Here is a 25,003-nt window from a genome sequence, read left to right on the forward strand (position 1 = left end):
ATCTACGTTTCTTTCTTTGGACAAGCAAGCTTGTTATAATTGATATTATTTACTAATTCAATACTAATTGTATAGCTATTAGATGAAGTGGGGCTCCATTTAAATATTATGAAAAGCATAATCGCAGGTGTCTGTTATTCTGTGGCAATAATAATTTGCTATATTTACAGAAACGAAATCGTGAACTGGCTTCAGAACGGGGAAGCTCCACTGGCCCTTATTTTTCTCATAGCCGTGGGCTTCATCCTGTTTCCCGTCATTCCTTTCAAAATTATTATTGGAATGCTCGGTTACTTTTACGGCTCTTTGCTGGGTGCATTAATAAGCTGGCTGGCTGCATCAGTAGGAAGTGTAATCATTTACCTGTTGGTGCAAGTCTTTTTCCAAAAACAAGGCAGAGCGTATTTAGCCAAATTTAACCGACTGGAAAAGCTTACGCTAACCATCGAGGATCATCCGTTCTGGACGATCGTCTTTGCCCGCATGATCCCGGTTTTGCCCCAATCCTTAGTCAACGTGTATTCAGCCCTTCTATCCATTCGGTTATTAACTTATGCAGTAGCCTCAGCTGTCGGTAAAATTCCCGCTATGCTGGTATACGCTTATATCGGACAACATCTGTTCTCCGGTGTGGATAAGATTCTAATGGCAATAGGGATCTATGCTCTATTCTTATTATTGACATACCTGATTTACCGTCGCTGGGTTCAAGCCAGGTGAAGCATTCAACGCTCAACAGATTATTCTACTCCAATTGCTGGCTTTGTACTATATACAACTATAAATTCTTTATTATAATGAATTGTAAGAGACGAAGAACGTCCCGATCCATTCCGATGCGAATGGATCGGGACGTTCTTTTTTTAATAATACAGGAGGGATGATAAAAATGAATTTTGATGCCGCGCACCTTGCATTTATTCAATCTCATTTGCAGAGGAGAACGGGTGAACGAAAAGGACGCTTGGAAAGGGGACATCGGGATGCTGAGAAGCTGTTTTGCCGTAACATCTGGTGGCCTCTAGAGGGGAAGTTTGACAATTTGCATCCAGAATTCGAAGTGCTCGATTGGCGGGGGCTATCCTACTTCTGTGATTTCGCCTTGATAACTTCTCCTGTGAAGCTAATCATAGAAATCAAAGGTTTCGGCCCGCACGTGCGGGATATGGACAGGCAAAAATATTGCAATGAACTGAACCGGGAAACTTTCTTAGCAGCTATGGGTTTTCAGGTGATTTCAATTGCTTACGATGATGTTGCTCACCGTCCTGATCTGTGCCTAACGCTGCTGCGAATGGTACTTAGCCGCTATCGACCGGAATTTTCTCCTACAAGCATGAAGAGTGTGGCGGAACTGGAAATCATCCGTCTGGCCTGTATACTTGCTCGTCCGCTGCGTCCTATCGATGTGGAGACTCATTTAAGCATAAACCACCGCACTTCCGTTCGAATCCTGCACTCGCTCTGCGCAAAGGGATTGTTTTCCCCAGTAACTGGGGCGGAAGGCAAGCATGTTGTAAGGTACGAGCTCCACCCCACAGCGATGAAGCGATTGTAGAAAGCCTGCAAAATTACATCTTTTTGATTCTTCATATGTTCACGACGAAGCATTCCTGCAATCGTACATCTTTTTGACTTTCAAACTCGATCTTAAGCAATCAAAAGTTAAAATTCCTGCATAATTGTAGGTATTTGCTCCAAACCAGTGGTTTCGCTTGAATAAAACTGCACTTTTGCAGTTTTGCGGGAGTCTGGGAGTGCGGGGGGCGGAGGGGCAGTTTTCTATGGTCACGGGGCGCGTGGGTGCTCGGTCGCCGGATCGCGGGCGCGCGGGGGTGCTTCTGTGCTAACGCACAGCATTTCGCTTCTGAAGAAGGCTAACAGCAAAGGATTAATTCGTTTTGAAATGCCTCCAAAAAAATAGTGCACTTACTTTAGGGAAAAAACATAAGATATCCCATTAGTCAAAAGCCTATTATTACATGAAGGTAGGGAACAAAATGACGGTTTCATATATGGACTTCACATCACCATCCGTGCAATTCACGTACGATGTAAATAACAACCTCTTTTTCAAAAAGGATACTCAGAATTACATTAATGTGCTTTCCATCGAGCAACTAAACACATTAGGTAATACGTCTCTGCTGGACATTTTTCTTAGTACGGGAAACGTAATTGAACCCCACATCCATCAAAATGCTTCCGAATTGGTATACTGTATTTCCGGAGCAGCCGTTGTCTCTATAGTAAACCCATTTACAAAAGAGCTCCTCAACTTTTCAATCCAGCCGGGCCAAGTGGCTAATGTGCCTCAGGGCTGGTGGCATTATGAAATTGCTACGATGGATAACACCCATTTATTGGCCATATTCGATGCACCAACTCCGGAATTCATAGGAGGCTCCGACCTGCTGCGATTAACTCCAGCTAGTGTTTTGGCTCATACGTATTGCCTTAATGAGGCAAAAGTGAAGGATACGTTGGCACCCATCACAAAAACAGTTTTCATCGGACCTCCTAGCGATTGTAAGAAAGATAGTGTCCAAGGAACTTCTGTCGCCAATTCACCTTATTCGAATCAACCTTACAACAACCAGGCCCCCGTTCATCCTAATCGCCAACAATATGACTATCAACAGCAGCAGCAATACGAGCAATATCAGCAGCACCTGCAACAACAACAGACTTACATCGGAAATGGATGGGACTATTTAAACAATCAAGGTTACTAACGGAGGGCCCCTCGAATTCCCCGCACGCCAATATAGATTAAAAAGAAGAACCTTTAGCATGAACCGTAATCCGAAAGATAGTCAGACACTTTGTTAAAAAGTGCGCGTCTTTCGGGTTACAGATTACCACTTCATAGTGGGCTAAAAGGTTCTTTTTGTACTTATTTGCATTGACTGCTTAAGCGGATACCTACTTTTCACACTCATTATTGCATTGACTATTTAATGCTTTTAGCTGCTTTTTCCACTCATCACAGCCTCATACCTTCCAAACTAGCACCTTTGACAAATAGTCGCTCGATGTTCTTTTCAACCGTTGGATCCGGTATTAATGGCGGTGCTTGATGCGGTTTGATACGGGCATCGATAATCACATTATCACAAGCCCAATGCTTATTCTCGTAGTAACTGTTGACACCGTAAATATCGTGGGAAGGATTGCTGCGTGTGAATGTAGCCCAAAGGAAATTATTAATGGCTTCACTCATAAACTGGCTGTCGTCACACAATATTAACATCGGACAAGAAGGGAGCGGACCTTTTGCCTGAATAGCATCGCTCAGATCTTTCATTTCCTGTTGAGCTTCAGTGTAATTGATAAACTTGGACCCTTGAATTGCTACGATACCAGGCATCACTAAGCGTGCATGCTCAACCTCCCGTAACTCATTCAAAACGTTGGGAACCTCTGTGCATAGCTCTCTTTTTTTATCTCCAAATGCTGCGAACACAACCTTGCTCCCGCTATTCAATCCAGTTCCCGAGTAGTCAAGGGTATCTATTGTTGTTTGGGTATAAAAATGAATATCTCGATGCAGATCGATACGTTCCAAAATGTAGGTCAAAAAATCAACTTCATGATGCGCACTTAAAGGTTGATTCTCTTCTGCCGTTATAAACAAATACTTCGCCAAGCTCAATTGTCCTGTACCTAAAATACGATTGGCAATCGTCAGCAGCTCGGCCGGCTGTTTCACTTGCTGGTAGGGTGTGTAGCGTTCACTGCCAATCGCAAACAGCAAGGGATGCACACCCGCAGCATCTACAGCATGAACCTCTTTTACTCCAGGGATTTCTTGTTTGATCGCATCGCCTGTTAACTCATGGATCAGCTGACCGAATGCTGTATCTTCTTGAGGCGGCTGGCCCACAACGGTAAATGGCCATATAGCATTAGGCTTGGCATACACTTTATGAACCTTCATTACAGGAAAAGGATGTGTAAGGCTGTAATAGCCCAAATGATCGCCAAAAGGACCCTCCGGTTTGGTCTCTCCCGGATAAATTTCTCCGGTTATAACAAAATCAGCATCGTTGCTAATACAGAAACCATCGATATAGCTGTAATGGAATCGCCGCCCCGACAGCAAACCCGCAAAAGTAATTTCACTCAAGCCTTCCGGCAGGGGCATAACAGCTGACAATGTGTGTGCTGGTGGCCCCCCAACAAAGCAACTCACTTTAAGAGGCTCTCCTTGTTTAACAGCTTTGTCTTGATGTACTCCGATACCGCGATGAATCTGATAATGCAGACCAATTTCTTTATTCATTTCGTATTCATTTCCATTGAGTTGTATCCGGTACATACCTAGATTGGAATTCATAATTCCCGGCTTATCCGGATCCTCCGTGTACACCTGGGGCAAGGTGATAAATGCGCCTCCATCCTCCGGCCAATGTTGAATAAGAGGAAGGTCAGATATACTTATTTCCTGCAATGCAGCCGGATGACTATCCGATTTTAGAGGCAGGGCTTTCCATGCAGCCAAACCGGTTCCCATATATTTAAACGGATTCTTTATTGCTTTTATAGGATCGTTACGCAAGGACATTACGTCTTGTACCGCATCCCAGGTCTGCCGAAATATATACTTACTTCGTTCTACTGTACCGAAAAGGTTAGATACTGCGCGGAACTTCGAGCCTTTTACATTTTCAAATAATAATGCCGGTCCACCGGACTCATAAACCTTTATGTGAATGGCGGCCATTTCCAAATAAGGATCAACTTCTTCATGAATACGAACCAAATGTCCATTCTTCTCTAAATCGATAATGCATTCTTCCAAATTTCTGTATATCATTGAATTTCTCCAATCTCTGAAGGTACAGGTCTATTAATTATAGTTAAAATGAATTTAGGATAGTTGTCAAACAATGGCCCCTTTAAAGGACAATTCCCCTCCACCACTATCTCTTACAATCTTTATAAACGCAAAGAAACCGGAAGACGGGCGCTCTTTATAAGAGTCCATCCTCCAGGTCACGGTTTACTTTTGAGTTACTTACCATCGAGTCCCAGCTTAAAAACGGTTATAACTAACAAACTCCCCAATCGGTTTACGATAGCCGCGTGGCCTTTGTTTGCTTGGCTCTTCCTTTCCGAGCGTAATCAGCATAGCCGGTACATATCGATCGGGTATGTTAAGAGCTTGTTGCATACGTTCAGGATCGAAGCCTATCATAGGACATGTATCCCATCCCTTATCCTTAGCAATCAGCATGAATAACATAGCAGATAGACTTGCATTACGGATTGCCTCATCACGCTTGAATCTCTCACCCCCGCCTTCATACATGGCATGCACGCTACTAACTGTCTCATCAAATTCCCGCTGATCTATAATGCCAAGGCTTAACAATCCCTCGTTAATAGGCCCAATATTGCGATAAGCTTCCAAATCTCCAAGCACAACAATCGCCGCAGAGCTTGTTAGTACTTTATACTGCTTGAAGGCAGCTTCATGTACTTGTTCCTTCAATTCTTTATCCGTTACAGCCACATAGTGCGTATGCTGCAAATTGAAGGCTGATGGAGCAAACTTAGCGAGAGTGAACAGCTCATCCAGCTCCTGCTTGCTGATTTCCACATCTGATATGAAATTGTTAGCTGACCGCCTGGATTTTAATAGCTCAGTAAATGCATTCATTCTATCTTCACTCCCCCGTATGTAAATTATTCCAACAACTTTCTATTAGTTATAATAACATAGTCACTTTAAAAATGTAAGTAAAAAATTATATGTAAGCAAATAACCCTATTTTTCCGATTGTTTGATGAGCGCATAGGAAATATGTCCAACCATTCCAAGGAATAAACCGGTACCAGCTATGATATAGACCATCGTAAATATTTTGCCAAGCATCGTTTGAGGCTGAAAGCTAGGATGCCCTACCATACTGAGAGTAGTTACGCAAAAATATAGCGCATCAATCGCCGAGATCCCTTCCTCACGCACATAGAACAAAGTACCTGATGCCAACATAATCATTACGAGTACAAAAAGTGTCTGGAAGTTCTTCTGCTTGAATGCTCTCCATAATCCGCTCAGCAATCGTTTTAAAGTCAACAAAAATGATATCATTTTGCCCATATCCCTTCGTCTAAGGCAGTTTAGGCCTGCATGATTTAATCGTATAATTATCGGTTCATGTAGCATTCTGAATGTACCTATACTCTTTACTGTAAAATTCATCTTTATGCAAAATTTCCATTTCTCTAGCAAGCTTTCCCGCCGTTGTTATGCTATGCGAAGCAACCATTCCTGATCAGATGGGATAGTGAAGAAAAGACATTCAACCCTCAAACGTGGAACACTGTTCCCTCTATGAGCTTCGATTAAACTCAAAAAAACACGCCACAGTTGGCGTGCTGAAGGGTATCTTGTGGAGCACCCTATCAAGTAGTCCCCTATTTCTTCCGGATTGCTATCTTAGGGAGAAATGATAATAGAAAAAACCTCTCAAGACTCAGTTGGTAGAAAAGCCCACGCAATAACAGACATAGCAAAAAGACGAACCTACCGTTTTAGCGGTCCCTTCGCCTCCTTATTCAAAATATTAGAAATTCTGAGTAGCCACATTTAGATCTTCGGCAGAGCTTGCGACCTTCAATGTCGCCGAGCCAACCTCTTCAATCACCTTAACTAACGCTTCTAGCTCCGTTTCTACTGTATTAATTTCGCTTAAGCTGCTTTCAAGAGAAAGCAGGATCTGGTTAAACATCCCTCGGGTTTGCTCTGACTCTAGCTGCCCCAAAGATACCTGATGCTTGACCTCTTCTATTAACTTCACAACCTCATGCGTATGCGTGCTGGATTGTTCCATAAATTCATTAATTTGCTTTAGCGCCTTGCTGCTATCCTCAGACAGCTTTCTCATTTCTCCCGCCACAACTGCAAATCCAGCGCCATGCTGACCTGATCTTGCTGCCTCAATACTAGCATTAAGCGATAGTATCTTCGTCTGGCCGGAAATATTCTGCACAATCCGCACAATCGTTATAATTTGCTCAGAAGACTCGATGAGCTGCTTAACAGAATCCCCCATCAATAAGGAACGATTATGAATGGACGCAATCCTACATTCGAGCTCATTAACCTTCTCTGACCCCGTTAGCGCCAGCACACGTGAGCTCTGGGCCATATTTGCGCTATGCAGGAACGATTCATTCACCTGAAAGCTGCTAGCGATCAACTGCTGGGTTGAAGCATTCGTCTGTTCCGTTAAAGCGGCAAGCTCTTGGCTTACAAGACCAATATTGTGCTTCACTTCTTCTCGCACTTGCTTGTTGTATCGTTCTTTCTGCTCTACATTCTTCTTATCATATGCCTCGATAACCAGCTGCTGCTCCAGGTTAAGCAGTTTGGTTATCGCCCTACCATAGATCAAGCTCTGCTGACCATCTAAGGTGTATCGGTAAATGATGTTCAGAAAAGTACTCTGCAGATTCTGAAAGCTCCCGATATACCATTTCGGCTCCAGCCCAATTCGCTGGTGGACCTCGGCTATTTGCAAACGTTTCTGGATATAAGCATCGTTAATACTGCCGCTGAACATTTCAATGATATGCGCTTTCAGGGTACCTTTGAGTCGATCAAGTGTGCTGTGCTTGGTAATCATTTCTTTAAGATCCGTCACTTCAAGAATCGTCGCATAAAAAGCATCGATGATTTCGTCGATGTTCGACACAATCACTGGTTGCATGGAACGAATAAGTCGCAAATCTTCTGCAGACAGATCAATCATCTTCAATTGCGTGGTTAGCTCCTGATTGTGATTATCCACTTCAATAGAAACTTCATTTAACAGGACATCTTTCAACCCGCTCGATGGCATGAGGCGATGATGGGTTGATTTACCAAACCATTTTGTCATGTGGACCGCACTCCCTTTAAGTAACGAATTTCGAGCTGTTCCGTCGACATTGGCGGATCAATCACATAGCCTTGTATGATGTCGCAGTTCATCATGCGCAGACGGTCCAGTTGCTCCTGCGTCTCGACACCCTCCGCAATTACCCGAAGGTCCATGCCATGCGACATATCGATAATCGCTTTCGTAATAACCGCGCTCTTCGAGTCGCTTGTCAGCTCCTGAACAAAGCTTTTATCAATCTTCAGTATATCGATGGGAAACTGCTTCATATAACCAAGCGCTGAGTAGCCTTTACCGAAGTCATCTATAGCGATCTGGAAGCCAAATGCCTTAAATTCATGCAAAATGGGCAAGACCGATTCAATGTCGTTCATGCTGCTGCTTTCCGTTATTTCAATTACAATATGTTGAGGGTCGCAGCAGTTCTCGCCTACAATATCACTTATGGATGAAGCCAAGTCCCTTGCTAGAAACTGCCTTGCTGATAAGTTAACAGCAATTGTCGGTACAACCAACGATGCAGAGAGCCATCTATTGAGCTGCTTACAAACCTCTATAAGCACCCATTTGCCGATGTCCATTATGATACCGGTCTCCTCCGCAATTGGGATAAATTCTACTGGGGAGACGGGGCCAAGCGTAGGATGATTCCAGCGGATTAGCGCCTCCATTCCATTCAAATGACCTGTTTTTATGTTGACCTGCGGTTGATAAAGCAAGGTCAATTGATTTCTAGAAATCGCCCATCTAAGCTCGTTCTCCAGATCAAGCTTTCGAAGGAAGGTTCTAATAATACTATCGTTAAAAAACTGGCAGCCGCCATTCTGGATTTTGGCTTGATACATAGCTAAATCCGAGTGCTTGAGCAATGTCTCGAAATCACCGCCATGCATCGGGTATATGCAGATTCCGATGCTTGCATTGATATAAAGCTCATTGTCCTCCACCCAGAACGGTTTCTTGATACTAGCAATTACCTGTTTGGCAATACGCTTAGCTTCTTCCTGCTCCTGCAATTCCTGCAATACAATAATAAATTCGTCCCCGCCCAACCGAGACACGATACCTATCTTTCCCACAACAGTGCGCATCCGTTCAGCAACCTGCTGAAGAAGCTTGTCACCAATGTTATGTCCCAAGGAGTCGTTAACCATCTTAAACCGATCAAGGTCAATAAAGAAAACAGCCAAAATCCCGTTGGCTTTTCCCGTCCTCTCGATTGCTTCATTCACCAATTCACCAAGTAAAGCTCGATTAGGCAGCCCTGTCAGCTTATCGAAATGAGCCAAATATTTCAGATGATCCTCCGACTGCTTGCGCTCCGTAATATCGGTGAACATTCCCAGGTAATTAGTAATATTCCCCATTTCATCACGCAGGGTCGTTATGGACAACCACTCGGGGTAAATCTCCCCGTTCTTTCTTTTATTCCATATTTCTCCTTGCCAAAACCCAGTCGCGTGAACTCTTTCCCACATTTTAATATAGAAGATTTGATTCTGTCGGCCGGAGTGAAGCAATCTTGGAGTATGCCCGCAAGCTTCCTCTTCCGTGTATCCAGTCATCTTGGTGAAGGCTTGATTGACCGACAAAATTTGGAGCTGCTTGTCCGTAATCATAATTCCCTCACTGGCATTACTGAACACTTGTGCATGCAGCCTAAGCTTGGAAATGGTTTCTTTACGATGAGTCATATCCGAAAACATCCCCACGTAATTAATCAAAACCCCATTTTCGTCCTTTACGGAATGAATAGAGAGCCACTCTGGATAAATATCCCCATTTTTTCTGCGATTCCATATCTCTCCATGCCACTTGCCATCTTTATGAATGGCTGCCCACATCTTGACGTAGAAATCTGAACCTTGGCAATCTGATTTCAATATGCTTGGCTTCTGTCCGATGACTTCCGATTCTGAATAGCCAGTAATGGCGATGAATGCTGGATTCACGTTCACAATTCTCGCATACGGGTCCGTAACCATAATGGCTTCCCGCGAGTCATGAAATATGTGGGCATATGGCAATACGAGGTGTTCTGATGCGTGTTTACTCCAAAGGGTATCTATATTTCGATACATTTATGAACCCCTCTCTACTTCAATACCGCTGCTGCATCCAAATGCTATAACGTAATACCGGCCATGTTTAGACGTTCTTTCAGCTGTGCGTTGACATCTTTAAATGCAACATGTGCATTGCAATCCATAGCTATTTTCTGGACCGCTAGTAATAAACCTAGACCCGAGCTATCCAATTCCGTGACGGTTCCTAGATGGAAGGTGAGGCTGTGAAATCTTTGTTGGATGAGGGGAAACAATTTCTGCCTGATAGAGGTCGCTTCTTGAACGCTGATAATTCCTGTGAGTAAGACGTCAATATGTTGGTCGCTATTTTTAATTTCATAGCACATAAGCAAACCTCCTTTGGAGTTTCCAAACGAAATTGTCATGATGTAGAATTATTCCCTATTAGGCTTAAATAGGGTAGTTATACCTGACTATACCTTAATTGCCAATATTAACATATGATATTGATCACATTCGTGGTCAAGTATTGATTGGATCCAAATTTCAATAATTGACAAAGACTCCTAACGATAATACAATGATTCTATAAAGAAACACTGTTACCGTTCCCAAAAGAACATTAAGCTTTTTTCAATAAGGCTTTTAAGGAGGTGTATTAATTTATGTCAAAGCCCTCGCATTCCTATACAACCTATTCGGAAGCGAAGCTTCAACAGCAACAATTACTTCGTAAGAATGTCATCGATGCCGCATGTCTCCTCCTTATAGAGGAAGGGCCTGAGTCAGTAACCGTGCGACGAGTCGCTCAGAAATTAAGTTGTTCCACCAAAATTATCTACAGTATGTTTGGCAGTAAAGACGGTCTTGCCAATGAAATGTATATGGATGGGTGCCGGCTATTAGCTGAAGCATTTCAACAAGTACCTGTCACAGAAAAAGTAATGGATGAGTTGAATGCTCTTAGCTGGGCTTATTGGCAATTTGCACAGCTCCACTCCAGCTATTACAAAATGATGTTCGGTGGGGCGTTATCTGATTTCAAGCCGGATGAACAAAGCCTCGAGGGCACTGCTACTGCACTTTCACGAATTCAGCAAACCGTCATACGCACTATTGAGCAAGGTGAATTTAAAGATAATGACCCGTTACTTATTGTTCAAATGCTTTGGTCAGCTTTACACGGAGTCATACATCTTCAGTTTGCCGGTCATTTTTCAAGCTTAAGTATGGCCCAAGAGATCTATGCATTCACACTGAATAATACGCTCTCTGCATTTAAGAAGCCTTCCATATTATCATAAAATGAATCAAAAATAAAGTATACTGAAGTCCCTTCAACAGATGACTTCAGTTCATCTTTAGTCCTAAGAAACAGTGTTACCAAAATAAAATTACGTTACTACGGAGGTTAATTTTTATGTTTAATTATTCCAATAAAACGGCTCTCATTACAGGTGCATCATCCGGCATTGGTGAGGCATTTGCCCATTCACTGGCTGCCAAGAAATGCAATCTCATTTTGGTTGCACGTAATCAAGTGAAATTAAATGCGCTGGCTGCAGAGCTTTCAGCTGCTTACAAGATTAAAGCAACAGTCATCGTACTTGATCTTTCCACATCGGGAGCTTCACAAGCTTTACTCCATGAGGTTCAAAAACATCATTTAAAGGTTGATCTTTTAATCAACAATGCAGGCTTCGCCACCTATGGGTACTTTGAGCAAGTTTCTGCAGAAAGACAGCATGAAGAAGTGATGCTTAATGTTGCTGCTCTAGTCGACATCACACATGCATTCATGCCTGATTTGTTACGTAATCGGGATGGCGGTTTAATTAATGTCTCTTCCACGGCCGCATTTCAGCCCGATCCTTATATGGCCGTGTATGGAGCAAGCAAAGCGTTCGTGCTCTCCTTTAGTGAAGCGCTTTGGGCTGAAAATCGTAAACGTGGGCTTAAGGTTCTCGCACTCTGTCCAGGTGCAACGGATACCTCATTCTTTGATATTGTAGGATCGAATGAAGCATCCGTTGGCTCCAGGCAAACACCCGAAGCCGTTGTAACTAATGCTCTAAGAGCTCTCGAGCAAGGGCGTAGTCATATTATATCCGGTCGTCAAAATTATTTGGTCGCCCAGGTTTCAAGATTTTTCTCCCGTCATTTTACACTAGGCATTGTTGAACGTACTCTCCGACCACGTAATTAAATATTAGGACTACTCTAAAATCTGCTTCTACGCTTTCACTCTGCCCCGCGGTGGATCTCATACTCAAGGAAAACGTCACTACGCTAAAGTAGTGACGTTTACTTTATATCTTATATGCTATTATTCGGCGTTTATCTTTCAATCGTTATCTTTTAATTTCTCATCAATGCATCATTAAACTTTTTCAATAAATCCCCGAAGCTTTGGCACTCCTCATCAGACCATCCATTTAGCAATGTTACCATTTTGTCCAATCGTTCTTGTCTGTATTCGATCAATTCCTTGGATCCCAAATCCGTAATCTGATAAAAATGGGATCTTCCGTCCTGTGGATCGGGAACTTTGGAAACAAAGCCTTTTTGCTCCAAAGCTGCGGTTTGTCTGCTTACTGTGGAAATATCCAACTTGAGATTGTTAGCCAAGGTTTTTACTCCTGAGGCTTCCTCAATGGATAATTGATGTAAAAGCAAATAAGCAGATCGGTCCAGTCTCCTAAAGTCAGATGTAAGAGAATTGATGCGTCGAACTAAGACCGCCATTTCAAGCTCTATGGTTTCAAGTGAGTGTTCATTCATTCCTTTACCACCCCATTATTATTCCTCATAGGAACCATGATAACCCACCACAGCCGTTTGTCAATTCTTCACTCAGCCTTCCAGCTAACCACATTCTTGACTTTATTTAATGGTTGTATCGTACAGCCATGTAGTTGTATAATACAACTAGTTTCTATGAATCAATATCCTGATAAAAAGGTGGGGATTAGCATGCAAGCTCATGAGATCATGAATACTCACGTTTATAAAGTCAAAGAAACCGATACTGTTCGTTTAGTCATCGAAAAGTTTATTGAGCATCGCATCAGCGGTCTTCCAATTGTTAACGAGAGAAATGAAATCGTTGCTTATATAAGTGACGGTGATATTATGCGATATATCGGCAAGCATAAGGACATCATCCTGGATACAGTTTACTTCGTGAACGTGGTGAAAGGAGACGATGAGGAGTTTGAGGAAAGGGCAAAGAAAATACTCGATTTAAATGTTTTGAGTATCGCTAAGAAAAAGGTAATCAAAGCTAGATGGGATGAAGAAATTGAATATGTCGCTGCTATTTTAGGTGAAAAGCAAATCAAAAAATTGCCAGTTGAGCGTAATGGGGTTTTAGTGGGTATCATTAGCCGCGGTGATGTCATCCGTCACTCCTTTAATGCGATCCTTTAAAGGTTCCATCAATAACAGTTTCATTAATAATCAAAATGCACCGAAGCGAAAAATGGAAAATGGGAGCCTACTACCACCATTAACCACAACGCGAGGTGCATTTTTATCGACTTCAGCTTGAAATGCTGCCTTACCATTAAACTGTTAAACAAATAATCCCAGTTCTTCAATCGGGTATAAGAATATATAAGTCAAAGGGATTTGCTATCTTAGGCATATCGAATGTGCTTGTCGGATTGTCTCAGCAACAATATCCTCTGCAGTTTGTCCAGAAGTCAGCAGTCTTGTACCTTGTCCTGCCCACAATGACATATAGTCTGGATTGCTCAGACGGCTAGCGGCATTTCTTATATCACGAGTCGCCGTATTCTGTGTTGGAAAAGGCAGAGGCTCTATACCACTGGCATCCCACTGCCTAATAAATGGATTTCGTATTCCTCTTGCAGGTCGACCTGAGAACACTTTGGTTATGACTGTGCTTTCTTCCGTGCTTTCCAACAGTGCCTGTTTGTAGACCTCATGCGCACCAGATTCAATCGCTGTCAGAAATCGCGTACCCATCTGAACCCCCTGTGCTCCTAGTACAAGTGAGGCGACAAGTCCACGTCCATCCATAATGCCTCCCGCAGCAATAACTGGAATCTTAACAAGATCCACAATTTGCGGTACCAAAGCAAACGTCCCAATATTGGCGCCCATCGGGTGCTCTGTAATATCAAACGTTCCTCGATGCCCACCCGCTTCGCTGCCTTGGGCAACTATTGCATCACAGCCTGCTTGCTCCGCCAAGAGTGCTTCACTCACAGTTGTTACCATCGTAACAACAAGAAGTTTAGCTAGCTTAGCTTGCTGCATTAAAGGCTCAGGAAGAATACCGAATGCTGTGCTGATGACAGGTACCTTTTCTTCGAGCAAAACAGCAAATTGTTTCTCAAATAGATCTGGAGTCCTCACGGGATCCGCAACGGCATGGGGTATTTTAAGCACATCCCGCATCCGGTTTAACTCTCGCTGAACTTCTCCGATTCTAGTATTGTTGTCTGAAGTCTGAGCCGCAAAAAGGTTAACTGCAAAAGGCTTATCTGTCAGCTTACGGATTTCTATGATGGATTCACGAATTGCAGTCGGCTCCATATATGCTGCACCCAGCGTTCCAAGCCCCCCTGCATTAGACACTGCAGCTACCAGCTTAACCGTCGATGGCCCCCCAGCCATTCCTGCTAAAAAGAGTGGATAACGAATATGAAACATTTCGCAAAGATCCGTCTTGAGTTGAATATTCAGATGATTTCCTCCTTGATTTAACCTATTCCTATTACTCGCTAGCCACATTGTATTGCCGCTTGTTGATCTTCACCACGATTATATGCTAAGTTTTGTTATCATGTTTCACCATGATAACTACATTTCCTTTCTTGTGCCCTTTTTCTACATATCGATGGGCTTCAGAAATTTGTTCTAGCGGATAGCATCTATCTATGACCGATTTTATCTTCCCCATCTCTATAAGCTCTTTGAGGAAAATTAAGTCTTCCGTACGAACCTTTGCGACCCCCTGCCCTTCAACTGACAGATATCTCCCGTTCGGAACTAGTGCTTTCTTGCAATTATATTTTGTGGTTTTCCCAACTGCATCAAAGATGATATCATAATGTTCTTCACTTTTCGTAAAATCCTCTTTCGTATAATCAATGATCTTATCCGCTCCCAGAGATTTCACCAATTCTATATTTGTAGTACTGCATACCCCCGTAACTTCTGCCCCAAAGTACTTGGCAAGCTGTACCGCGGCGGTCCCTACAGCTCCAGAAGCTCCATAGACAACCATTTTTTTACCGTTCTGGATATTTCCTTTTCTAAGAAAATGCAATGCTGTGGTTCCCCCAAAAAGTACGGAAGCGGCTTCCTCATAGGTCATATTGGCCGGTTTTATTGCCATCAATCCGTCCTCACGCATACACATGTACTCGGCATAAGCACCAAAACTCATCCCAGTAAATACAAAAACCTGATCGCCCTTCTTATATCGTTTTACATCTTTGCCTATTGATTCAACTTCTCCGGCTAACTCCGTCCCCAGAATAGATTTTCTTGGTTTTCTGAAACCTAAGAATAATCGCATTGGGATCTGATACAAGATAGGAATGTTGGAACTTCGAACTCTACAGTCCCCTGATGTTACGGTTGTCGCATGAACTTTTACCAGCACTTCATTATCCTTGGGAACAGATTTTTCTACCTCTTTGAGCTCCAGAACCTCGGGTGATCCGTATTTTGTGCATACAATCGCTCTCATGGGTTTCCTCCAACCTCAATATGCAATTAGTATATCTGCAACAAGGTAGGGTCATGTAGATACTAAAGTATTGTTTTTGAAATTATTCCGGCTATTAAGTGGGTAAATCTCACAACAGACCCAGCTTGCGGGCAAGTGCTACAGCTTCGGTGCGCCGTTTAACCTGCAGTTTATCAAAGATAATCCGATTATGCCCTTTAACCGTAGTCAACGCGATGAAAAGTCGCTCGCTAATCTCACTATTAGAGAGTCCTTGTGCAATAAGGTGCAGTACTTCCAACTCCCGCCCACTCAGTGGCTCGATAAGGGGTTGGGCAGGCTTGGCTTCGCGCTGAGCATAATTGATTTCAGTATTCAGTTCCTCAGCATCAAATTCAGCCAGCAGATTCCCTAGATAGTTTGGCATATTTTCATGAGCAGCTGCTTCGGACAACAACCTAAGCATCGGAATACCTTCATCGACAAAAATCCGGATGAAGCCGCCAGGCTCGGCCATCGTCAGAGCATCTACAAGCAGTTGCACAGCCTTGAATATTTCGCCGTGCGCATACAGAGCAACCGCTTGTACAACCATTACTTTGAGCCGTTCATCCTCCCAACCTTTTTCCTCCGCCTGCCCTCGCCATGTTTCCAACAATGCCAGCGCTGCGGACGCGTCTCCCTGTGCCAGGTGTACACGAGCCTGGCTGATGTGAAGCTCGTGCTTCTGTGCCAAATGAACGGCGGCCACCAGATTGCCCTGATGAAGCAACGCAAGCACATGTGCGGCAGCAATATGGGGCACCTGATTTACGAAGTTTTGTTGGCGAGCGAAATGGTCAGCCTTAGCTAAAATAGCAGCAGCCCCGCTCACCTCTCCCCGTGCAAGCTTCAGTCGGGCGAGAAACACCTCACCTGCAACGACTCTGTCTGTATGTTCAAATTGCTTCGCCAGTTGAACGCTCTTTTGACCGTGGTGCATAGCGGCATCCAAGTCGTTCCATTCATAACATATACGGGCTAAGCCTAGGTGCGCTTCGCAAGCAACCAACTGCGGCGGATCACCTGCCATATCTAGAACATGCCGATAAGTCTCGGCCGCCACATGAAGCTGGTTTTGTGCTTCCTGTATGTTCCCTAAGCCGAGTGTAGCCATAAGAGTGATCATGACATGCCCAATCATCTGACTGATCGATAATGCTTCAGCATAGGCCTTGCTAGCCGCGGCACGATCCCCTTGGAGCTGGTAAGCATATCCCAGCGTCCAGGTAGTGGCTGTGCGGACAGGCAGGTTGTCCGGGTGCAAATAGTTCAGGGCACGACGCGACTCGGCAATTATAGTTTCTGCCTGGTGCTTGCTAACAGCCAGCGTGGCGCGTATGGCGGCAATATGTCCGATAAGATCCCGGGTCTTATCGTCTTGCTCGTTACCTTGCAGGGCTTTTTCAGCAGCTTGAAGTTTCGGTTCAACGCTGATCATTTGACCCACCATCAGCATTGCAGAGGCATACATCACCCACAATTGAGGTTGTGCATCCAGTTCGTCGTTCGGCATTGAATCTAGCCAATTCAATACAGGGACCGCCGCTCCGCGAAAGATTAAGGGCATCCCCTCTCCTTCCATCAGGCGAGCAGCGCGCTGGGTATCATTGGCGGCGGTAGCGTGCTGAAAAGCTTCAATTTCTAGTCCATTGTCTTCATACCAAATGCTCGCACGTATATGTAATTCAGCCACGCCCCTCACATCATCCCCTATATTCGAGGTTATGCTCTGGCGCAGCCGTTTCCGCAGCAAATCAGCAAAGAGATGATGATAACGGTACCAGCGCCTCTCATTGTCCAGCGGGACGATAAAAAGATTGGCGTGTTCGAGATATTCCAGGGTTTCTTGTCCTGAAGCAGTGGGAGCGATGTTTTCCCCAACTCCTTTGCGAAGAACGGCATCGCAAAGAGGGCCGCACAACCGGTCAAGGATTGATGTGCATAGCAAGAAAGTCTGTATGCTCACAGAGCGTTGTTTCAGTACCTCTTCAACCAGATAGTCTAGTACGAAATGGTGACTGCCAGAGAAGGATTTAATGAAACTGGCTGGATCCTCATGTCCCTGCATCGAAAGCGCGGCTAATTGCAGTCCGGCAATCCAGCCTTCTGTACGGGATTCCAGTAAGGCGATGTTATCAGAAGAAAGCTGTAGCCCCATCACCTGGCCCAAAAATTCTGCCGCTTCTGTGGAGGTAAAACGCAAATCTGTGGCGCGCACTTCAGTCAATTGGTTACTAACACGTAACTGTGCCAAGGGCAGGCGCGGATCCTCGCGTGTGGCGATGACCAGATGCATTTGTGGTGGCATGTGCTCCAGAAAAAAGGCGATAGCATTGTCAATCGGTATAGCATCAATTACGTGATAATCGTCAAGGACAAGTACAAAATTGCTCGGGAGTGCAGCGATTTCATTGAGCAAAATCGTTAGAATGGATTCGACTGGTGGCAGCTGAGGGGATTGAAGCAAACCAAAAACGCCTTCTCCAATATTCGTCGCAATCGTCTGCACAGCAGCGATGAGGTATGTTAGAAAGCTAACAAGGTCGTTATCTCCCTCCTCCAGTGACAGCCAGGCGGCTGGTTGCGAGCAACCGGCGATCCATTCGCTGACAAGCGTAGTTTTGCCACAACCGGCGGAAGCAGAGATAAGAGTCAGCTTGCGTTGTATCCCCTCGTTCAGACGCTCGATCAGGCGGGGGCGTAGAACAGCTTTAGAACGTGGCGAGGGGATATATAGTTTAGTGAATACAATTGGCTTAGACATCATTACCACCGTTCTACGCCGACAGTTGCAGCGGTTTGATACGTTTTATTATTATGTTCGACAGTTTAATTGTAATTCCCTTTTGCGTCCTTTGTCAGCAAACCAATGAGCTACGATATTCTATTTCTTTGTTGATTTGGTGGAGTCCAAGGGGATCGAACCCCTGACCTCATCACTGCCAGTGGAGAGATAGGGTTTTGTACGTTAGGGAAAGATCAAAAGAAAGTCTTGTGGGACAAGTCTTTTTGGGTTTATAAATTTCTTCCTTCGAGTGCGCCGCGGCTCCTAGAAATGAAAAAGTGTGACCAGAAATGTGACCGTGCTGGGTATCAGCTGTCGAAAAGATCATGAATTCTAAATTAATCGATCAAGCTCAATGAGGCAACTTCTTCTGTTGTCGGTCGGCTTTAGTCCGCGGCCATGGGGATTTACAAATTTTCGCTTTCAATTTCAGCAAAAAAGGCATTGGATATTAGTACAAAATCTCCTTCATTCAGCTGACTTAGCCGGATCAAACTTAATTGTTTTATCGGCGTACATTGTCATTTATCCATCGCTGATACCGACTATTGATGTAATTTCCTGTATATTGATCGCTCTTAATCCTTTATGTGAAAACAAGTTAGCACCAAACTACAGTTATTTTCTTGCTCTAGCCTTCTGCACAAGCAGCAAGCTTCGCGCGTCATATTCTGTGTATTGTATCGGGCAGAGTAAAAAAACGGAGAAGCCAGTATTTAATGAGGGAGGAAGCATCTTGAGACAACCCCAACGATTATGGATCCTCGCGACTGAATATGAGCCGCATATTATTGGGGGTTTAGGGACAGCTGTTACTAATTTGACCAAGGCATATGTACGTAGTGGCGTTCATATCACCGTCTTGAGCAAGAGCAACTATTCCCGAATCAGTATTACGAACCGCAAGCGGCTGTGTATCGTACGTTTCCCGGCAAGAGCCCCGTATTACTCTTCGAAGACACGGCAGTTTAATCCCGCCGCTATAGAGCGATGGATCAAGCAACAAGGATACCTCAAACCGGACGGGATCCATATACACAGCCTGCAATTTATGAATGTGGCCAAATATTTCCGATTAAAGCGCCGCATTCCGGTTATTTATACTAGTCATTCTCTGGTTGCTTTGGAAAAAGGCCCTTCAAGCAAGAGGAAACGGATGACTATGGGCCAACAGGCATTACTGCTTAAAAAGACTAATATGATCGCAGTGCCAAGCCGGTCGGAGCTCGGCAAGCTGAAGAAGCTGTATCCTTTCGTCGCAGGAAAAACCGCTATCGTCAGCCATGGCATAGTTTTGCGTAAATCTGAAGCTCGCTCCTCACGGCGACACCTTCTATACGTTGGCAGACTCGTTCCATTGAAAGGAATAGAACCGCTCCTGAAGGCAATTTCAAAATTGAAACAAGATGGTAATAAAGTTCGGCTGGATCTGGTCGGAACAGGTCCGGGGGGTTATGTACACCATCTGAAGACTCTTGCCAGAAAGCTTAGCATATCATCCGAGGTGCATTGGCTCGGGTTTCGCAATCAGAGCAAGGTGCAGAAAATGTATGCTACATGTGGTGCAGTGGTGATGCCGAGTAATCAGGAATCATTCGGATTGGTCGCGCTTGAGGCGCTGGCCAGCGGAATTCCATTGGTGTCGACCCGTGCTGGAGGACTTGCCGAATTTGTGAACAGCAGAGTAGCTCAAACGATACCCAGAGTGGACGGTACCACAATTGCCGCTTCCATTAAAGCGATGTGGAACAACAAACGGCTCACTGACAAGCGAATTGCGTCCGGCCGACGGCTGGCGTCCCGTTATCAATGGCCAGTGGCTGCCAGCCGGTACAAGAAGCTGTTCCGGCAGCTCTAATCTAAGAGTAAGAGTGCCACCGATAAGGGAGGTCAAATCGGACCATGCGCATTAATCAGGAAGTCAAGCAGCTTTCCGAAAAATTCGGCATCCTGGCGAAACGAATGGAGGTTGTCAAAAATGGCGTTTACCGAATAACGGCTGCTAACGGAGCCGATTATTGTTTAAAGAGAATGCCGTATCCTCTCAGCCAGATTCGCTGGATTGACAAGACACTGCAGCGGATGCGGCGCAAAGGATCTATTCGGCTCGGGTGGCGCAACCTTCGCGAAAATTCGGGCAAACGCTTGTTTGCCAAGCTACAACAAGATAGCCCACCTTTTATTCTTATCCCATGGTTGAAAGGTGCTTGGCCCTCATCGCTTTCAAAGAAGCAAATGAGAGAATGCGGCATTCTTCTGGCTAAGTTTCATCAATCCAGCGCTCAGATTAAAGTTCCAGCCGGCGGGAAGCAAAATATGTTGGGATCATGGCCCGCCTTACTTCGCCTTGATCAGAGAAAACTACTCGTCATCATCCGGAAGGCAAGAAGAAACGGCTTTAATAGTCCGCTTGACCGCATGCTTCAGGCGCATGGCAGCGAACTATTGAATATGGCGGGGAGCTCTATGCGGGCATTACGAAGAAGCCGTTACCGTTTGATATGCCGAAAAACAAGGCCAACTTTATGCCACGGGGATTTCGGACCGACCAATGCGATCAGAACGGGAAAAGGCATCAGTTTAATCGACTTTGAGACGCTGAGAGTGGATTTGCGCGCGTATGATCTTAACCGCGCTATTTATAACTTCTGTCAGTGCCAAAACTGGAACTTCTCCGTCGCTCGATCACTTTTGGACGGCTATCAGACCGTCTGCAAGCTGAAGCGCGAGGACTACGAAATGTTGAGGGTGCTGCTTCGATTCCCCCGGGGAATATGCAGACTCCTTGATCATTATGACCTTAGTACAGCGAAAGCGAAGCGCAAGGTCGAACGGGATTTCCCGCGAATTTTATTCCACGAACGGCAAAGGGGCTTATTTCTAAGGAAACTCGATGCTTACGCGGGGATAAGGAGATAGAACTATCGAAGATGCTAAGGCACTGCCAGCAATATCTCGGACTAAGGATGCAGAGGTCTCATCTGGCCTGTTACTGTCCATTCGGGAATATTTAGTATCACTTTCTTGAATGCTGATAAATATCATGGATGCTATGTCCACAGCACCTTCGAGATGCAATCGTCACGGAGGGAAAGGCTATCAGCTAGCCGATGGCATGCCGAACCTGTACCCGGACATTATTTACATGGTGCCGCCCCATGAATTTACTTGGGCATTGGAGCGAATATGCGGCTCCTACGGGATCTTACTTTTTCAACTTTCAGCCCGATTTTCTTGATGATCGGAAACGCTTCCACACGCCTAGCCGAGCTGCTGCGGCCCACACTTGAGCCTACCTTGAATGAGGTCGGACCACTCAGTACCGCTAATTCAGCGATTGCTTCCTATCGCAGCGGCATTAGTCCTTAGTCTCGAAGTAGCCGCCCAATATACGCGAAGCCAGTTCTATGATAATCCAAGCACAGAAATGATTGCCGCAGCCTGCTACATTAGCTCACGCCAGGAGAATACCGCAGTCCCCGCCACCCTGTATTCCGAAGATTACGGGCGGCGATCTCAATTAGGACTTACCTTATTAAACAAACTTACCTAGACCTTCCGCTACAGGGGAGCCGGAACTCTTCCAAACACGCTAAGTATCGCGTGAATGATTAACGTCCTATCTAACCTCAAATATCCAAAGCCTCCATTAATCGATACAGCATGGCTGCAGCTTCCGCCCAGGTGGCGGGTGCACCGGGCCGGAACGTGCCATCCGGGAAACCACTGATAATATCCTCAAACCCCTCAATGACGCCCATACCGATGAGTCTCTCGGCATAGGATCGGCTCCAATGGCTTGGTCGATTGCCCAATACTACATGTCCAAAAATTTCAACGTACACGCTCTTACTTATTGGATCACGTAGCCTTGGTTCCTTCTACATACTAGTAAAGAAGCTCATAATTTAAGATTATATAAGATCAACTCCGCAAGACGATAAATCCCCAGCTCAATCGATCCTTCATCTACTTTTGCAAACCCCAACACCCATCCCTTTCGTTTACTTTCCAAACAATAGGGTCCAAGAGGGTACACACGTATTCCTTTTTGGAGGGCTAACTTTGTCACAGTTTCTTCGTCGTATGACTCCTCAGCCTCAAGTAACATATGCAATCCCGTTTCTACTCCGCTTAGTGTGAAACGCTCCCCTAAACCGCTAGCCATAATAGCCTTTGTCATGGCTGCATGTCTTCGTCGGTACACATTTCTGACTCTTCTCATATGGCGCATAAAATGCCCATTCTTGATGAAGTGGGTTAGTATTAGCTGATCCATAATCGGTAGGTGTCGATAAGTCAGCTCCTGTACCTTGGCTAGTTGAGCAATTGCCGCTACAGGTCCAACGATAGCCGAAATACGAATTCCTGGAGCTATCATTTTAGAAAAACTCATAAGGTACAAGGTATTATTAGGTTCCTGGCTAATCAACGTTGGAAGCGGCTCCCCACGATATCGAAATTCACTATCATAATCGTCCTCAATGATCCAAAATTGTTCTTGAACGGCTTTATGTAGCAATTGTTGCCTTCGCGGCTCTGACATAACACCCCCTGTCGCGCACTGGTGCGAAGGGGTGACAAAGATCAGTTTGGATTGTGGGTGAATATGTTCAACCACTAGACCATACTCATCAACGGGAACAGGCACTACATTCATACGCCGATATTTCATCGACATCCAGGAAGCTGGAAAACCGGGATCTTCTACAGAGACAGTGTCCCCATCAGATAAAAGCGATTGTGCGATTAAGTCAATGCTGTGCTGAGCTCCTGAGGTCAATAGTATTTGATTTGTTTGGATATGGATACCTCGTTCAAGTGATAAATAACGCTGAATTTCCTCACGTAATGGTGTATAACCATAGGGATTACCGTAAGCCCAGTTTGATAAGTCCATATCATTAGATGCGTGGAGAAAGGATTGTCGCCAGTTCTTTTGAAATTGATCATCCAAATAGGGTTCATGGGGACTAAAATCAATAGCTACTTTTCGATGTTCTTTGCCCCTGAACCAGTCATGTAATTGTTCAACCGCCGAGTTCAACAAGGGAAGCGAGGGGGGAATGGGGCCATATGTTATTATTTCCTTTGTTGAGTCATTGACTTGATTCCATTCACTAACTCGCGTTCCTCCTCGACGAGATGTAACCGTATACCCTCTACTTAGCAATTCCTCATAGACGATCTGTATCGTTGAGCGAGAGACACCTATCAGGTGAGCAAGTTCACGGGAAGGAATCAGCAATTCTCCAGGTGGCCAAATTCCGCTTTTAATATTATGAATCGCTTGATCAAGCAATTGCATCCAGATCGGTCTGCTATCATTCCGGTTTATTTTCAACATCGTGCACACCCCCAAATAGAAGCTCAAACCATAATATATTAATTATGGATTGCATAGAAACGTGATCTTTGGATATTTATGAACACTCCATTCACTGCTATACTACCGTAATAACGCTGAGATTTGCAATATAGGCGTTGCCATACTCTATTAGATTATCGGTTTCGAGTCGGGTAGATTAATATCTTAGGAGTGAAAGGAGAGATTTTGACATGGATTCGGTTCGTTACAAGATCAGGGAATGTCAGGATCAAGAGAAAATTGAAAATTTCCTTCACCAAGCGAGAATTGGGTATCTTGGGTTGGTTGATGGGAACCTGCCTTATGTTGTACCGCTTAATTATGTATGGACTGAGGGGAAGCTCTATTTTCACGGAGCTGGAGATGGAAGACGTAATCAGGTTATGAGTGAAAATCCAGAGGTATGTTTTACGGTATGCGAGGAATACGGGACCATTACGGATCCGGTACCTGCCAAAACGGATACGGCTTATATGAGCGTAATGATATTTGGACAAGCAGAGCCGATCACAGATTTGGATGAAGCCACCCATGTACTTCAGGAAATGATCAATAAATATGTACCAGGCTATTATAACCGCCCCTTGCCCAAGCAGCATGTGGAAAAGCATAGGTCAGCCGTATTTGGTGGGCCGGTTCAAGTTTGCCGGGTAATTCCACACCATATGACAGCAAAAGAAAGTCCTATTGAATCAGAAAAAATGTATAGAAAAGGCATGAATTCCAGTCGAGAAATTTAACATCACGATACCGTCACGACCAGCGCTAGTCCGATTCTACTCAAGGTGGGAAGTGCTTTCTTACATGAATAACAATAATAATCGAACCCCTTTATATGGTCTTTAGAGTATAGGTCACATCGACCAAAAACTCTCCCGTGTTGATTTAAGCTATTGGTGGAGTATAGGGGAATGTACCTCGCAAAACTCGCTAATCCATCTTTAGCGGAAGATTCAGACGCCGTGTTCCTCCGTGAGGCAAATTCAAGGATGTATCACATTCACTTCATCCGTTAGCGATCCTATAGAGGTTCATCTCCCCCTAGGCTATCCACCAATTAAAAAAAGTCCACGAAATTAATCGTGGACTTGAATGGTTTATTTTGGTGGAGCCTAGGGGGATCGAACCCCTGACCTCATCGCTGCCAGCGATGCGCTCTCCCAGCTGAGCTAAGGCCCCATAGCA

General features: G+C 44.6%; 23 protein-coding genes and 1 tRNA gene. 11 read left to right on the forward strand and 13 right to left on the reverse strand.

Annotated features, from left to right (window positions below; all coding sequences use genetic code 11):
* Nucleotides 1-141: 141 nt before the first annotated feature.
* The 3 genes from GC093_RS33680 (at nucleotide 142) to GC093_RS33690 (ending at nucleotide 2,735) form a co-directional block, all read left to right on the forward strand.
* Nucleotides 142-720, forward strand: coding sequence for a TVP38/TMEM64 family protein (locus tag GC093_RS33680; protein WP_312886678.1), 579 nt, complete (start codon nucleotides 142-144; stop codon nucleotides 718-720).
* A gap of 169 nt (nucleotides 721-889) precedes the next feature.
* Complete coding sequence (locus GC093_RS33685) at nucleotides 890-1,558, forward strand: hypothetical protein (protein ID WP_171656335.1); 669 nt, start codon at nucleotides 890-892, stop codon at nucleotides 1,556-1,558.
* 442 nt (nucleotides 1,559-2,000) lie between these two features.
* Nucleotides 2,001-2,735 carry a cupin domain-containing protein gene (locus GC093_RS33690; RefSeq protein WP_171656336.1) on the forward strand — a complete coding sequence of 245 codons (735 nt, stop codon included), beginning with the start codon at nucleotides 2,001-2,003 and terminating at the stop codon, nucleotides 2,733-2,735.
* Between the two features lie 251 nt (nucleotides 2,736-2,986).
* On the opposite strand, the gene GC093_RS33695 is transcribed toward GC093_RS33690, so the two are convergent.
* From GC093_RS33695 to GC093_RS33720, 6 genes are all read right to left on the reverse strand, one after another.
* Entirely contained in the window at nucleotides 2,987-4,819 is a 1,833-nt protein-coding gene (locus GC093_RS33695) for a UbiD family decarboxylase (RefSeq protein ID WP_171656337.1), read from the reverse strand.
* Between the two features lie 219 nt (nucleotides 4,820-5,038).
* On the reverse strand, nucleotides 5,039-5,665 hold the full coding sequence (locus GC093_RS33700) for a nitroreductase family protein (RefSeq protein ID WP_171656338.1): 627 nt from the start codon (nucleotides 5,663-5,665) through the stop codon (nucleotides 5,039-5,041).
* A gap of 108 nt (nucleotides 5,666-5,773) precedes the next feature.
* Nucleotides 5,774-6,100: a potassium channel family protein gene (locus GC093_RS33705; RefSeq protein ID WP_171656339.1), complete on the reverse strand. Its 327-nt coding sequence runs from the start codon at nucleotides 6,098-6,100 to the stop codon at nucleotides 5,774-5,776.
* A 475-nt stretch (nucleotides 6,101-6,575) separates the two neighbouring features.
* Complete coding sequence (locus tag GC093_RS33710; RefSeq protein ID WP_171656340.1) at nucleotides 6,576-7,892, reverse strand: globin-coupled sensor protein; 1,317 nt, start codon at nucleotides 7,890-7,892, stop codon at nucleotides 6,576-6,578.
* On the reverse strand, nucleotides 7,889-9,973 hold the full coding sequence (locus GC093_RS33715; RefSeq protein WP_171656341.1) for a sensor domain-containing protein: 2,085 nt from the start codon (nucleotides 9,971-9,973) through the stop codon (nucleotides 7,889-7,891). The genes GC093_RS33710 and GC093_RS33715 overlap by 4 nt, the downstream gene beginning before the upstream one ends.
* 44 nt (nucleotides 9,974-10,017) lie before the next feature.
* Nucleotides 10,018-10,305, reverse strand: a complete 288-nt coding sequence (locus tag GC093_RS33720; RefSeq protein ID WP_171656342.1) for an STAS domain-containing protein — start codon at nucleotides 10,303-10,305, stop codon at nucleotides 10,018-10,020.
* 279 nt (nucleotides 10,306-10,584) lie between these two features.
* Between GC093_RS33720 and GC093_RS33725 the strand changes: the two genes are divergently transcribed.
* Complete coding sequence (locus GC093_RS33725; RefSeq protein WP_171656343.1) at nucleotides 10,585-11,223, forward strand: TetR/AcrR family transcriptional regulator; 639 nt, start codon at nucleotides 10,585-10,587, stop codon at nucleotides 11,221-11,223.
* Between the two features lie 116 nt (nucleotides 11,224-11,339).
* The gene (locus GC093_RS33730) at nucleotides 11,340-12,125 is read left to right on the forward strand and encodes an SDR family NAD(P)-dependent oxidoreductase (protein ID WP_171656344.1); all 786 of its coding nucleotides are present in this window, start codon (nucleotides 11,340-11,342) and stop codon (nucleotides 12,123-12,125) included.
* Nucleotides 12,126-12,277: 152 nt separating this feature from the next.
* Here GC093_RS33730 and GC093_RS33735 read toward each other — a convergent pair whose 3' ends face one another.
* Nucleotides 12,278-12,700, reverse strand: a complete 423-nt coding sequence (locus tag GC093_RS33735; protein ID WP_171656345.1) for a MarR family winged helix-turn-helix transcriptional regulator — start codon at nucleotides 12,698-12,700, stop codon at nucleotides 12,278-12,280.
* A gap of 192 nt (nucleotides 12,701-12,892) precedes the next feature.
* Here GC093_RS33735 and GC093_RS33740 point away from each other — a divergent pair, with 192 nt between their 5' ends.
* The gene (locus GC093_RS33740; protein ID WP_171656346.1) at nucleotides 12,893-13,348 is read left to right on the forward strand and encodes a CBS domain-containing protein; all 456 of its coding nucleotides are present in this window, start codon (nucleotides 12,893-12,895) and stop codon (nucleotides 13,346-13,348) included.
* Nucleotides 13,349-13,552: 204 nt separating this feature from the next.
* Here the strand turns inward: GC093_RS33740 and GC093_RS33745 are convergent, their stop codons facing one another.
* From GC093_RS33745 to GC093_RS33755, 3 genes are all read right to left on the reverse strand, one after another.
* A complete protein-coding gene (locus tag GC093_RS33745) occupies nucleotides 13,553-14,599 on the reverse strand; it encodes an NAD(P)H-dependent flavin oxidoreductase (RefSeq protein ID WP_246315801.1) in 1,047 nt (348 codons plus the stop codon).
* 118 nt (nucleotides 14,600-14,717) lie between these two features.
* The gene (locus GC093_RS33750) at nucleotides 14,718-15,644 is read right to left on the reverse strand and encodes an NAD(P)-dependent alcohol dehydrogenase (RefSeq protein ID WP_171656348.1); all 927 of its coding nucleotides are present in this window, start codon (nucleotides 15,642-15,644) and stop codon (nucleotides 14,718-14,720) included.
* 109 nt (nucleotides 15,645-15,753) lie between these two features.
* Nucleotides 15,754-18,429 (reverse strand): winged helix-turn-helix domain-containing protein, encoded by a 2,676-nt coding sequence (locus GC093_RS33755; RefSeq protein ID WP_171656349.1) that lies wholly within the window; start codon nucleotides 18,427-18,429, stop codon nucleotides 15,754-15,756.
* A 757-nt stretch (nucleotides 18,430-19,186) separates the two neighbouring features.
* Here GC093_RS33755 and GC093_RS33760 point away from each other — a divergent pair.
* From GC093_RS33760 to GC093_RS36535, 4 genes are all read left to right on the forward strand, one after another.
* Nucleotides 19,187-20,308 carry a glycosyltransferase family 4 protein gene (locus GC093_RS33760; protein WP_171656350.1) on the forward strand — a complete coding sequence of 374 codons (1,122 nt, stop codon included), beginning with the start codon at nucleotides 19,187-19,189 and terminating at the stop codon, nucleotides 20,306-20,308.
* 44 nt (nucleotides 20,309-20,352) lie between these two features.
* Nucleotides 20,353-21,369 carry a phosphotransferase gene (locus tag GC093_RS33765; RefSeq protein WP_171656351.1) on the forward strand — a complete coding sequence of 339 codons (1,017 nt, stop codon included), beginning with the start codon at nucleotides 20,353-20,355 and terminating at the stop codon, nucleotides 21,367-21,369.
* Between the two features lie 109 nt (nucleotides 21,370-21,478).
* Complete coding sequence (locus GC093_RS33770) at nucleotides 21,479-21,688, forward strand: hypothetical protein (protein ID WP_171656352.1); 210 nt, start codon at nucleotides 21,479-21,481, stop codon at nucleotides 21,686-21,688.
* On the forward strand, nucleotides 21,688-21,819 hold the full coding sequence (locus tag GC093_RS36535) for a hypothetical protein (RefSeq protein WP_281365359.1): 132 nt from the start codon (nucleotides 21,688-21,690) through the stop codon (nucleotides 21,817-21,819). The genes GC093_RS33770 and GC093_RS36535 overlap by 1 nt, the downstream gene beginning before the upstream one ends.
* Nucleotides 21,820-22,079: 260 nt before the next feature.
* On the opposite strand, the gene GC093_RS36240 is transcribed toward GC093_RS36535, so the two are convergent.
* Nucleotides 22,080-22,295, reverse strand: coding sequence for an S-layer homology domain-containing protein (locus GC093_RS36240; protein WP_246315803.1), 216 nt, complete (start codon nucleotides 22,293-22,295; stop codon nucleotides 22,080-22,082).
* Between the two features lie 56 nt (nucleotides 22,296-22,351).
* On the reverse strand, nucleotides 22,352-23,797 hold the full coding sequence (pdxR, locus tag GC093_RS33780; RefSeq protein WP_171656353.1) for a MocR-like pyridoxine biosynthesis transcription factor PdxR: 1,446 nt from the start codon (nucleotides 23,795-23,797) through the stop codon (nucleotides 22,352-22,354).
* Between the two features lie 212 nt (nucleotides 23,798-24,009).
* Between pdxR and GC093_RS33785 the strand changes: the two genes are divergently transcribed.
* Nucleotides 24,010-24,558: a pyridoxamine 5'-phosphate oxidase family protein gene (locus tag GC093_RS33785; protein WP_171656354.1), complete on the forward strand. Its 549-nt coding sequence runs from the start codon at nucleotides 24,010-24,012 to the stop codon at nucleotides 24,556-24,558.
* Nucleotides 24,559-24,921: 363 nt separating this feature from the next.
* Here the strand turns inward: GC093_RS33785 and GC093_RS33790 are convergent.
* A tRNA-Ala gene (locus tag GC093_RS33790) sits at nucleotides 24,922-24,997 on the reverse strand.
* Nucleotides 24,998-25,003: the final 6 nt, after the last annotated feature.

This window comes from Paenibacillus foliorum (assembly GCF_013141765.1).
Taxonomy (GTDB): Bacteria; Bacillota; Bacilli; order Paenibacillales; family NBRC-103111; genus Paenibacillus_S; species Paenibacillus_S foliorum.